General features: G+C 41.2%; 10 protein-coding genes and 2 tRNA genes. 3 read left to right on the plus strand and 9 right to left on the minus strand.

Translation table 11 applies throughout. The features are described from left to right. Positions 1 to 11: 11 nt before the first annotated feature. Complete coding sequence (locus tag JFU56_RS20595) at positions 12 to 908, minus strand: DMT family transporter (protein WP_198439128.1); 897 nt, start codon at positions 906 to 908, stop codon at positions 12 to 14. 145 nt (positions 909 to 1053) lie between these two features. Beyond that, the gene (locus JFU56_RS20600; RefSeq protein ID WP_198439129.1) at positions 1054 to 1905 is read right to left on the minus strand and encodes an alpha/beta fold hydrolase; all 852 of its coding nucleotides are present in this window, start codon (positions 1903 to 1905) and stop codon (positions 1054 to 1056) included. Positions 1906 to 2226: 321 nt separating this feature from the next. Here JFU56_RS20600 and JFU56_RS20605 point away from each other — a divergent pair, with 321 nt between their 5' ends. Together JFU56_RS20605 and yegD are read left to right on the plus strand one after the other, a co-directional pair. Next, the gene (locus JFU56_RS20605; RefSeq protein ID WP_198439172.1) at positions 2227 to 3939 is read left to right on the plus strand and encodes a formate--tetrahydrofolate ligase; all 1713 of its coding nucleotides are present in this window, start codon (positions 2227 to 2229) and stop codon (positions 3937 to 3939) included. 211 nt (positions 3940 to 4150) lie between these two features. After that, positions 4151 to 5503 (plus strand): molecular chaperone, encoded by a 1353-nt coding sequence (yegD, locus tag JFU56_RS20610; protein WP_198439130.1) that lies wholly within the window; start codon positions 4151 to 4153, stop codon positions 5501 to 5503. A gap of 146 nt (positions 5504 to 5649) precedes the next feature. Here yegD and JFU56_RS20615 read toward each other — a convergent pair whose 3' ends face one another. Together JFU56_RS20615 and JFU56_RS20620 are read right to left on the minus strand one after the other, a co-directional pair. After that, the gene (locus tag JFU56_RS20615; protein WP_198439131.1) at positions 5650 to 6753 is read right to left on the minus strand and encodes a conjugal transfer protein TraF; all 1104 of its coding nucleotides are present in this window, start codon (positions 6751 to 6753) and stop codon (positions 5650 to 5652) included. A gap of 138 nt (positions 6754 to 6891) precedes the next feature. Further along, on the minus strand, positions 6892 to 8043 hold the full coding sequence (locus JFU56_RS20620) for a PLP-dependent aminotransferase family protein (protein ID WP_198439132.1): 1152 nt from the start codon (positions 8041 to 8043) through the stop codon (positions 6892 to 6894). A gap of 213 nt (positions 8044 to 8256) precedes the next feature. Between JFU56_RS20620 and JFU56_RS20625 the strand changes: the two genes are divergently transcribed. Next, positions 8257 to 9150, plus strand: coding sequence for a GyrI-like domain-containing protein (locus JFU56_RS20625; protein WP_198439133.1), 894 nt, complete (start codon positions 8257 to 8259; stop codon positions 9148 to 9150). Between the two features lie 99 nt (positions 9151 to 9249). Here JFU56_RS20625 and JFU56_RS20630 read toward each other — a convergent pair. The 5 genes from JFU56_RS20630 to JFU56_RS20650 all read right to left on the minus strand — a co-directional run bounded on the left by JFU56_RS20630 (position 9250) and on the right by JFU56_RS20650 (position 12144). Then, positions 9250 to 9340: transfer RNA gene (locus JFU56_RS20630), tRNA-Ser, on the minus strand. 277 nt (positions 9341 to 9617) lie between these two features. Next, positions 9618 to 9708, minus strand: a tRNA-Ser gene (locus JFU56_RS20635). Positions 9709 to 9874: 166 nt separating this feature from the next. Beyond that, positions 9875 to 11089, minus strand: coding sequence for an ammonium transporter (locus JFU56_RS20640; protein ID WP_198439134.1), 1215 nt, complete (start codon positions 11087 to 11089; stop codon positions 9875 to 9877). Positions 11090 to 11367: 278 nt separating this feature from the next. Then, positions 11368 to 11745, minus strand: coding sequence for a fumarate reductase subunit FrdD (frdD, locus tag JFU56_RS20645; RefSeq protein ID WP_198439135.1), 378 nt, complete (start codon positions 11743 to 11745; stop codon positions 11368 to 11370). 9 nt (positions 11746 to 11754) lie between these two features. Further along, positions 11755 to 12144, minus strand: a complete 390-nt coding sequence (locus JFU56_RS20650) for a fumarate reductase subunit C (protein ID WP_198439136.1) — start codon at positions 12142 to 12144, stop codon at positions 11755 to 11757. Between the last annotated feature and the right edge of the window lies 1 nt (position 12145).

A 12145-nucleotide genomic window follows, 5' to 3' on the forward strand; every position in this document is an offset into this window, starting at 1 on the left:
GAATGCGCAATCTAGGTTTTCGTCGCGTTTGCTTGTCGCTGTAATAAAAAGGTAGCGGAAGCTGATAATAAAATACCAGGGACAACTTGCATATTAATAGTTTGACCGTTTACGAGCAGTGACAACAAGGCTACAACCGCAGGGTTCATATAAATATAGGCCATCACCCGAGTTGGTCCCAACGCAACCGTCGTCTTTTGGTATAGGTACACAGTCATTAGCGTCGCACCAATCACTAAGTACGCCATATAGAATATCGATTCACCTTGGATCAAATGCCACTCTAGTGGTAAACCTGATACCAACAGCGCTAATCCCATCCAAATACAGCCCCCAAGTAACGTGCTAAACACCATGACGATCAATTCGTCACCACGGTATAGACGTTTCATCGAAATTGAATAGCAACACATAGACAAACAGCCTGCGATAAACAATAAATCACCATTATTAAGTGAAAAATCTAATAATTGGGATAAATCGCCACCAAAAATAACCCAACAAGTACCTAAGGCACCAAGCAGGTATATCATTAACTGTTTTGCTTTAATCTTATCTTTAAACACCAATACGCATAACACAGCAGTAATGAATGGCACCAAGGTATATAAGGTACCGGTATTTAACGTCGTAGTTATTTTCAATGCTTCAAACTGACAGATAAAAAACATCGAATAAAATAGACTAATCACCATCGAACGCGGCAAGGTTCTTAATACCTTGTTACGCCATTTTTTGGTAAATAATATAAACGGTAATAACACACTTACCGCACCAGTAAAGCGCAATAAGGTTAAAGAAAATGGGTTTACTAGACCAGCTAGATTTGCAGATGCTAAAAATGAACCCGCCACTAAGGTAGTAGCAAGTATCACTAAAAGGTGAAATTTTATGTTTGATTGTGCCAAGCCAAGGCCTTACTTTGTAATAATGAATGGTATTTTTCGGCAAGATTAGCACGCAAACAACATTATTTCACTCGGTACTTCAGAAGTATAAAAGTTTTCTAGTTAAAATTAGTTTTTGCTTGATCAAAAATAATTTAAGCCACCTCTACGAAGATGAAGCTAACCAATTTGACGTATCTTGCCATACAGACTCAGACATTGAACGTTTAAAGAATCCAAAGTGATCTATCGATCTCATCCCCACTTTTTTCGGGTCGACGACGATCATATCCGATGGTGCATTTTTAAAATGCCGCTGCAGTGCTTTAACGCAGCTCGGTGGGGCAAATCGATTGTCATCTGCCATTGCATAAAAACGCATATTACCAGTATAGCGGTGATAGCCATCATGTAACTCATTACCTTGCTCATCTGTATAGAAAGGTTTGCGGCCAAAGCGACTCCAATCGCGGATCACTTGCTTGGGTAAGTACTCCGCACCGAGAACCCATTTTGGTAAGCCCTTATTTGCACTGAAAAATAGCGGCAGGACACAATAAAAGAACAGTACAGATAATGGCTGATCTTTACGTTCCCAGTTTTTCCAATGAATTTGCTGTGCGGCAATATTAAGAAATGATGCATAACGATTGTTATTTGGTGTTATACCCAGTAACTGCCCGCCAATAGAATGTCCTATACCAGCAATTTTCATTTCGGGATAATGCTTTTGTGTCCATGTCAGCACCGCATCCATATCCAACTGCCCCCAATGTATCATGCTGGCAGGTTTTGCATTCACACTCGCTTGTTTACTGTCGCCAATACCACGATAGTCATAAGTGATGATGGTAAAGCCTTGTTGACATAGAAACGCGGCATAGGGTTGGTAATACTTGCGTAATACCCCTGTAGCACCGTTTATAATGACTACGCGCCCATTACTAGACGCTGGTTTAAACTCACTCGCGACAAGTTGATAACCATCCGCGGTTTCAATTTCTACTTTATTTATCATGATATTAATCCATTAATTGCGACATAACTTTAAGCAAGGTTCGTTGATATAAGACTCATTCACATAAGATTCATACCTATAAAACTTATTTAAACAGAGCGTGTTTGCTTTAGCATTGGCTGTAATGACAAGGCTATGATTGGTCTATTGTTGGGCTTTATTGACCTAGGTTCGAAAATGGCGATAACACAATACGAACATCTTCTTATCTGTCATGTTTTACCTTACTATGCCCACTAAACAATGCGCCTAATACAGTATGTCTCTTAAACATATGCCTCTTAAGATAAAGCCTTTAAATAAACCTGTTAGGAATATATGATGCTCTCAGATATTGAAATTTCAAATCAAGCAAGCCCTCAGCTTATCTCTGATATAGCGAATAAACTCGGTATTCTTTCTCATGAGCTGACATCATTCGGAGATGCAAAAGCCAAAGTAGACCCAGCTTTACTAAAGCGCTTAGCAGCAAAACAGCAAGGTAAATTAATCATCGTCACAGCAGTTACGCCAACGCCCCACGGTGAAGGTAAAACAGTAACGACGATTGGTCTAACACAGGGACTTGCGCACATAGGCAAAAAATCATGTGCTTGTATTCGCCAACCTAGTATGGGGCCTGTATTTGGCGTCAAGGGCGGTGCCGCTGGCGGTGGTTACGCCCAAGTGATCCCGATGCAAGAAATGAATTTACACTTAACAGGTGATATTCACGCCGTTAGCAGTGCTCATAACCTAGCAGCAGCGGCGCTAGATGCTCGTCTATTTCATGAAACTCGATTAGGCACAGCTGAATTTACTCGCCAGTCCGAGCAAACAGCGCTTAATATAGACCCGCAACAACTCCTTTGGCGTCGAGTTATCGATCATAACGAACGTAGTTTACGCCATATAACCGTTGGTCTTGGAGCTATAAATGGGCCAGTACATGATTCAGGCTTTGATATCACCGCAGCCTCAGAATTAATGGCTATCTTAGCGTTAAGCCATGATTTAACCGACATGCGAAAACGTATTGGTCACCTTGTACTTGCACTTGACACCTCAGCTAATCCGATTACCGCAGAAAATCTTGGTGCTGCAGGGGCAATGACCGCAATTATGGTTGAAGCCATTAAACCAACACTAATGCAGACAATTAGCGGCCAACCTTGCCTTATTCACGCAGGTCCATTTGCCAATATAGCCCACGGTAACTCCTCTATTATTGCCGATAAGATCGCGCTTAAACTGGCCGACTTTGTCGTGACCGAAGCTGGTTTTGGCTCAGATATGGGATTTGAAAAATTCTGTAACATTAAAGTGAGAGAGTCAGGTAAAGCACCTGATGCCGCAGTGCTCGTCGTGACGCTAAAAGCGCTTAAGGCTAATAGTGGTATAGCGAGTGACCTCGATATAAATAAACCTGATATGGACAGACTACAAGCAGGGTTTAGTAACTTAAATTGGCATATCAATAATGTGGCTAAATATGGCGTACCTGTTGTAGTCGCTATCAACCACTTTCCTACAGACACCCAAGAAGAACTCGATTGGTTACAACATGCTGTAACTAAAACAGCTGCATTTGGTTGTGAAATAAGCCAGTCATTTGCCCAGGGTGCCAGTGGCGCGGAGCAGCTCGCGAAGACAGTCGCAGCCGCTACAGAGCAAACCAGCAACTTTAAATTTCTCTATGATGTAAATACTACAATAATCAGTAAGCTGCTGACCATAGCTGAAAGTGGCTATGGCGCTAATAACGTCACACTAACTGCACAAGCAACTCAGCAAATGCAGCGATTTGAGGCGCTTGGGTTCTCTCACTTACCACTGTGTATAGCTAAAACGCCGATGTCTATCAGCCATGATCCTAGCGTTAAAGGCATACCTGGTGATTTTGAATTGCCCGTTACCGAGTTGAGATTGAATGCTGGTGCAGGTTTTATTACTGCGCTTGCAGGGAAAGTCATGACGATGCCGGGACTGAATATCAAGCCTAATTATCTTAATATTGATATTGACGATGCTGGCCATATTATTGGCTTAGATTAATATAAACCGCTTATCCTGACTATGCTATTTTAGTTATTTCTACTGCGCGGTTTAGCTACCTTGACTACGTAAGAGTGTACTAGTTATAACCAATAGGCAGTGATAAGCGAGCAAGTTTTAATAAAACATAAACAGGGTTTCATTTCAATCTGGTTTCGCTCTTCCCAGCAGTGTACAATGCGCGGCTTGTGTGATTTTATTGGAATAAATTATGTTTGTCGGTTTTGACTACGGTACTTCTAACTGCGCCGTTGGGTATATTAACAATGCTAATCCTGAACTGGTTTCCCTTGGCCAGGGCAGCTCTTATCTCGCATCTACATTATATGCTTCGCATCGTAATATGATCCCTAACTGGGTCGCACGCAACTTACCAGAATCAGTAGCAAAACCTAACTATCTGCAATTACGTCGTGGACCAATCCAAGCTGGTAGCAACCTCATTCATGAAGGCTATGAAGATCAGATTTTCTTCGGCCAAGAAGCCCTTGATACTTATCTAGAAGACCCTGAAGAAGGCTATTACATCAAGTCGCCAAAATCATTCTTAGGTGCCACGAGTTTAAGTCCTGCACAACTCGCGCTAATGGAAGATGTCGTCACCGCAATGATCTGCAATATTAAAAACAAAGCGGAATCGCAATTAGACAAGCAAATAACCCAAGTTGTCATGGGTAAACCGGTCAACTTCCAAGGTATTAGAGGCGAAGAAAGTAACAAACAGGCATTATCACTGTTAACGACAGCTGCGCAACGTGCTGGCTTTAAAGATATCGAATTTCTGTATGAACCGCTTGCAGCAGGCTTTGATTACGAACAAAGTCTAACGAAAGAAAAGACCGTGCTTGTGGTTGATATAGGTGGTGGTACGACGGATTGCTCATTACTCAAGATGGGTCCAGAAAATTACGGTCTGAGTGATCGTTTCCAACATGTTTTGGGTTATTCAGGTGAACGTATTGGGGGTAATGATTTTGATATTCATTTTGCTCAAAAATCATTAATGCCATTATTTGGTTTAGGCTCAGACCTAATCAGCGGTTTACCTATGCCAGTAAAACCATTTTGGGATGCGGTCGCAATTAATGACATTGGCAGTCAGACAGACTTTTATAGCCAACGTAGTCTTATTGCATTAAAAGATTTATATAAGAACGCCGAACAAAAAGAGTTGATTGCGCGCTTACTCAATGTGCAGCAACAAAAACAAACTTATCAAGTGGTTAATCTTGCAGAGCAGATGAAAAAGCAACTATCACAAGATAGCAGCACAATTGCAGATTTAAGCTTTGTTGAAAATGGTTTAACGTTACCGTTAGCTCGCCAAGCCTTAGAAATTGCGAATGCACCGCAGCTAACAAAAATTAAAGCATTAATGGATGAAACCATTACACTAGCTCAAACCACACCGGATGTTATCTTCGTGACTGGTGGTACAGCTAAGTCGCCAATCATTTTCCAATATATTCAACAGCACTACCCTAACTGTGAAATCATTATTGGTGATCACTTTGGCAGTGTAACCAAAGGTTTAACCCGTTGGGCTGAGAAGATCTTCTCTTAATCAATAGGCTTAATTAGCTTAGGTTTATCAACTTAGATCTATTAACGAATCGTTAAATCGAAATGGTAGGTAACAAAAAGGGCTGTCTATATGATATATAGTACAGCCCTTCTTTTATTCAAGGTTTAAGGGGTATATAAACCCGCTTAGAATGTAAAGCTTAAGCTCGCTGACGCACCGACTTGATTATCGCTGCCGTAAGAACCTGCAACATCAAGGTTTAACGTGCCGAATGGGCTAATACCAATACCAGCTGTTAATGAATCTTCCATCGTACCTTGCATATCATGTTCGAAACCAGCGCGTAATTGTGCCCAATGCCATGCATTAAATTCAACTCCAACACGTGCGAACTGCGTATTATCTTCTAATTCCACATAACGCGTTTGTTCTGTTAAATCCACATCAACACCGAACATGAAATACTCCACGGCATACGCTAAACCTAACGTTGCTTGTGGGTTCATCTCGTAAGTACGACCTGATTTTGATTTAATTTCTTGTGCCAATACATCTTTGACAGCGAGTGCCGTGCGGAAATTATTTTTCATCCAGACTGCACCTAAATCGAAGTTAAATGCAGTTACTTCTGAATCTGCATCTTCTAGTTCGACGTCAAAATCAGCAACACTCGTCACATCAGAATAAGTTTGTAATATTTGATATTTAGGTGTTACACCAAATGAAAATGACTCACCGTATATTTGATATCTTTTAGCTAACGCTAAACCTAACTCTGAATAACCAAAACCTGTAATCTCAACTTTTGAGGTACTATAATCAGAAGTTACAATAACTTTCGAAATAGCTTCAACATAACCACGGCCATATAAACTAACAGACACATTATTACTTGGGATTGCAATTGCAAAAGCGACTCCGGCTGTTACATTTACAGGGGCATTGCCATCTAGCTCTGCTAGATAGCCATCAATTTCAGCCTGCCCACCTGGAGTAGGATTATTTTCAAAATCTTCAATAGCATCTTGTAGGTCTGTGATCGTTTCTAATGAACTATCTGCATCCTTGATATTTACGCCGATAGCAGGTAATAAAATACCGACATCATCAGATTCATGAAACACGGCAAGTAATGCAGGGTTATAAAGCGGAGCTACTAAATAGTCAGCTGTAGCAACACCGATATTACCCATCGCATTTGAACGACCATCAGGTGCATAACTCGCTGCTGATGAGGCTAGAGATGTAAATGCTAATGCGAGCGCAATTGAAATTCCATTTTTTGACATAGCGACTACCGTGTCCTTATAATTTAAAAGTAACACGATTGTAGTCCTAGAAAGGAACCAACGACACTAGCATTAATGCTTTAGTTCAAACTTCTATTAAAATATTATAAAATAATTAATACTATAGTACCAAGATCACTATTTCACCCTTGCCAGTACTTGTACCAAGCGATTAACCGCTAAGGCAAGATCATCGTGGCAAGCGTTAGTGAAGTTTAATCTAAATGCAGCCCCCTTTCCTAATTCTGACTGATAAAATACCGAGCTAGGTACCACTGCAACGCCCACAGCAAGCATTTCTTTAGCCAATATATTAACATCACAATCAGGCAGGCGTAGCCAAATAAACATGCCACCTTCCACCTGCTCAAACTGACAATTAACAGGTAATTGTGCGGTTAATAAACCTGCTAGATGTTGATAACGTTGACGATATAACTGACGTAATCCATCTAAGTGCTTTGGAAAGTCTTCATGTTGTAACAAGTCGAGTAATACCGCTTGCATCGGTTGGCTTGAGTGTAAATCAGCGCCTTGTTTAACTCGCTCTAGTGCCGAGATCCATGCTTTAGGGCCACTCGCTAAACCTAAACGAATACCCGGTGTCGCAATCTTAGAATATGAACGCAGCACAATTGCATGTTCAGGACAGAAGCTCGATACCAAAGGTAATTCAGAGCCTGAAAAACGTAACTCACGGTAAGGAGCATCTTCAATCAGCGCAACATTATATTGCTGACATAACAGTGCTACTTTTTTACGTACTTCAAGTGACCAACATACACCGGTAGGATTATGAAAATCAGGTACCGCATAAAACATCTTAATCGTCTTATTCGCAAAACATTGCTCTAACTCTTGCAAATCAGGGCCATCTTCACGCTGCTGAATACTTTCAATGCTAGCCTGTGCTAATCCAAACACCTGTAAAGCACCTAAATAACTCGGTGCTTCCATTACCACTTTATCGCCAGCATCTAAAAAGGCACGGGCAATCAAATCTAGGCCTTGCTGCGAACCAGTACACACTAATGCATCTTGTTCATCAGACAACTGATAACATTCACGGAAGTAAGCTAGTAGCGGTGCATAGCCTGCTGTACTGCCGTATTGGAATAATTCTGCGCGGGTACTCAATTGCTGAATACTCTGTTCCATTAATGCTAATGGAAAGTGATCACCATCCGGTAACCCCCCCGCTAATGAAATGACATCTGCTGAGTTAGCGACACTCAAAATTTCTCTGATGTAAGATGGTTTAATTGCCTGTAATGATTTCGCTAACTGCATAGTTTATCTCTCTGGTTATTTTGGTTTTATTGGTATTAATATCTAACTTGACAGCTAATTTATAGTTTATTAGTTAACTTACCTGTTTAAGCTGATGAAAAAAGCATGAGTAAAATAAGACTTTCATCAATACTACGGATAAAAATTTGACATAGCATGTCCATTTATGCGCTTATAGATGTCCATTTATGCTTTTGTAAGATAACTAGACCGATGACAGCGCTTTTAAACCCATCTTCAAATCAGCAGACATCACGAATCAACGATGTACTCAACTTTATTCATAGTGATATCAGTGCAGAGTTACCCGCAAAGCAGCTTGCAGAAATTGCCGCTTACTCTGAACAACACTTCCATCGGGTATTTAAAAATGTTGTCGGTGAGTCTGTACATCAATACATTCGCCGTAGCCGGTTAGAGTTTGCGGCTAACCAATTAATGTTTGATCCTCGTAGTTCAGTCGTCACAGTAGCCACTAAATCAGGCTTTGCTTCAGTATCTTCTTTTAGCCGTGCATTTAAAGCCACTTTTGCCATGTCTCCAGGTGAATGGCGCAGTAAAGATTTAGCCACCAGCACCCCACCCTATTTACGCGATCCAGAAATTGCAGCCGCTTACTCACGTATTCAAAGCAGGATATTACCGCGCGTACAACTGATTGAATTACCGGAAAGACATGTCGCTTACGTTCGTCATCAAGGGTATGGTCGTTCTATTCGGCTTGCTTGGCAAACACTCATGGCATGGGCAAATGTAGAAGGTAGAAGTTACCAACAACAATTTGGCTTGCACCAATCAAATCCTGCGTTTGTCAGTTTAGAACAGTGCCGTTACGTCGCTTGTTTAGCGATAGATAAACCCTTGCTACGTCGTGGCACCGTGAATAGCATGGTGATCCCCGGCGGTTTGCATGCCGTGTTTAAGCTATCGGGAAAGTATGGTGAGTTACTACCGTATTTAAGTAAGATCATTGAGCAATGGTTACCATCATCAGGCTTTAAGATGCAATCGACACCCGCCTATGTACATTACCAGAAGAACCATTTTTTAGACGACGATGAGCAGTTCGAATTACAGTTTTGTTTACCGATATCGACCTTCTTTTAGTGTGCTTGTTTTAGTGCAGCTGTTTTGATAAAAAGAATTAAACGCTAGATAGCAAAAAGCCGGAACTTAAATGAATAAGTTCCGGCTTCTCTAAATAGATGGCGGAGGAGGAGAGATTTGAACTCTCGAGGAGCTATTAACCCCTGCTGGTTTTCAAGACCAGTGCATTCGGCCACTCTGCCACCCCTCCGCAGCAGGTTCGAATAATAGGGTAAACATCATTGTTTGTAAACATAGCTCACAGAATAAATCACAAATTCATTTCAGCCAGCTAAATATTCAACCAATCGTATGAAAAGGCAGCTATAGCAATAATGACTGTAGTTCTGATAATGAGCTTTAGGCATGGCTTTATCACTCAATACCAAGATCGACTAGAAATAAGGCGTAATGCATCGCAAGAAGTGAATGCCCAGATAGCAAAAAGCCGGAACCTAAATTAATAAGTTCCGGCTTCTCTAAATAGATGGCGGAGGAGGAGAGATTTGAACTCTCGAGGAGCTATTAACCCCTGCTGGTTTTCAAGACCAGTGCATTCGGCCACTCTGCCACCCCTCCGCAGCGAGATGAATAATAGAGGAACTTCAGTACCATGTAAATATGCGACACTGAATAAGCTAGAAATAGTGACATTCTTAAATACCCATGCTCAACTTGCAGACAAATAGTTGTTATTTGACTCGACATAACATATTTAACTATTCCAACACTCCCTTACTTCCCTTTATTTATCCATCGATGTCGCACCAATTTTATGGATAGAAATATCTGCACCATAATATTCAGATTCTTCATCGAGACGAATACCGACCAATTTATCGATCACACCATAGACAAGGAAGCCACCAACAAGTGCAACAACAGTACCCACGATAGTACCGACAACCTGAGCCATCATACTCACCCCACCAAGGCCGCCAAAAGCTTCACTACCAAATATGCCAGCAGCAATACCACCCCAAGCACCACAGAGTCCATGCAATGGCCAAACACCGAGTACATCATCAAACTTAGGAAATTTATTTTGCACTAAGATAAATACAGCAACAAACAAACCACCAGCGACACCACCAACAACCAGCGCGCCAATTGGATGCATGATATCAGAGCCTGCGCAGACAGCGACTAAGCCGGCTAAAGGACCATTATGAATAAAGCCAGGATCTTTATTACCGACCACCATAGCAACCAAGGTACCACCGACCATCGCCATTAAACTGTTAACCGCAACTAAACCAGAAATACCATCTAACGTTTGTGCCGACATGACATTAAAGCCAAACCAACCAACAGTTAAAACCCAAGAACCTAAGGCTAAGAAAGGAATGTTTGAAGGCGCGAACGCAATAACGCGACCATCACGGTAACGTCCCTGACGTGAGCCCAATACCATAATTGCAGCAAACGCGATCCAACCACCTACACTATGCACGACGACTGAACCAGCAAAATCATGAAATTGAGCGCCAAACGTGGCAGCTAACCAAGCTTGAAAATCATAGTTGCCATTCCAAATCATGCCTTCAAAGAAAGGATATACAAAACCGACAATCAGTACTGAAGCGATTAACATCGGGTAAAACTTAGCACGCTCAGCCACACCACCGGAAATAATCGCCGGTATTGCCGCAGCAAAGGTAAGTAAGAAGAAGAATTTAACTAATTCATAACCATTATTTTGTGTTAATTCATTGGCACTGGCAAAAAAATCCATGCCATAAGCAATTTGATAACCAACAAAAAAGTAAGCGAGTGTCGACATGGCAAAATCGGTCATGATCTTCACCAAGGCATTTACTTGGTTCTTATGACGAACAGTACCCACTTCCAAAAAGGCAAAACCTGCGTGCATGGCCAAAACCATGATTGCACCCAGTAAAATGAACATGGTGTTAGAGCTTTGCACTAACGTCTCTACTGCACTATTAACGTTTTCCAATTTTCAATCCCTCTTTTAGTATCAGCATCATCCAATATGCTGATATCTCATCCCTGTACGCACTAATAAAGCATAAGCAAACAAGACACATTGAATACACATCTTGATTACATTAATAATACATAAAGTAATTCTGATGTCTATATTTGATGTCGATGGCAGCGCTATCTGCTGGTGATAAGTAATTGAGCCTAACTGTATAAAAAGAAGAAGATAAAAAAAGAAAAAGGCGCCGATAAATGGCGCCTTTCATTAAACATAATACTAACTGTGAGCGATTAACTCATTTGTAGCAACAAGGTAAATACAAATACTGTCACCGCAAATGCAAAGCCATAGCTCAATACTTGCTGCCAATCACGACCACGCTTAACACCTAAATCATGTAAAGCATGAAAGATACGGTGCAAGGTGTGCCATAGCGGTAGCGAAATTAACACCAATATAATACCAGCGCCATACCAAGTGGTCGCAAAACCATGCAGGGTTTGGTAATTAAAGTTGCCTTGGTCTATGATCCCTAACGGGATTAGCAGCCCAGTAATTAAAATCATAACCGGTGTTAAAAACGCAGTTAACATGCCACCAGCACCAAACAATCCCCAAAATATCGGTTCATGCGATCGTACGTAGGTTTTCTTGTTCATTTCAGACATATTAGCTCCTTACACCATGATAACGAATAGACAAAAAACAGTCGCAGCAATGAAAGCCGCATAATGTCCAGAGACAATGAACTTGTCATCAAGCGCTTTACCTTTAATCCATAGATCAACCGCTTTAGGCGCTAAAGAAAACCACGTTATTGTATGATACAACGCAAGTGCTAGTGCCATAAAATGCACAATAATCGCAACAGGGCTTTGTAATGAGGTCATCCAGGCATTAAAAGCGACTTCACCTTGGCTTAATCGCAATACACCCCACGCCAGTATTAAACTATAAATCGTAATGAATACACTACTGCCTTCGCGGATCATGTATTTAGTATAAAAAAGTTGCTTCATCCACCAGTCAGTAGGTAGCTCTTGTATATAAGGTTTACGTTTGCTCATT

This window comes from Moritella sp. F3 (assembly GCF_015082335.1).
Classification (GTDB): domain Bacteria; phylum Pseudomonadota; class Gammaproteobacteria; order Enterobacterales; family Moritellaceae; genus Moritella.

Coding starts and splice junctions, on each gene's coding strand:
- frdD (WP_198439135.1), bottom strand. CDS start 11,745: ATGTCTGAAATGAACAAGAAAACCTACGTACGATCGCATGAACCGATA.
- JFU56_RS20625 (WP_198439133.1), top strand. CDS start 8,257: ATGACAGCGCTTTTAAACCCATCTTCAAATCAGCAGACATCACGAATC.
- JFU56_RS20650 (WP_198439136.1), bottom strand. CDS start 12,144: ATGAGCAAACGTAAACCTTATATACAAGAGCTACCTACTGACTGGTGG.
- JFU56_RS20615 (WP_198439131.1), bottom strand. CDS start 6,753: ATGTCAAAAAATGGAATTTCAATTGCGCTCGCATTAGCATTTACATCT.
- JFU56_RS20605 (WP_198439172.1), top strand. CDS start 2,227: ATGCTCTCAGATATTGAAATTTCAAATCAAGCAAGCCCTCAGCTTATC.
- JFU56_RS20600 (WP_198439129.1), bottom strand. CDS start 1,905: ATGATAAATAAAGTAGAAATTGAAACCGCGGATGGTTATCAACTTGTC.
- JFU56_RS20620 (WP_198439132.1), bottom strand. CDS start 8,043: ATGCAGTTAGCGAAATCATTACAGGCAATTAAACCATCTTACATCAGA.
- yegD (WP_198439130.1), top strand. CDS start 4,151: ATGTTTGTCGGTTTTGACTACGGTACTTCTAACTGCGCCGTTGGGTAT.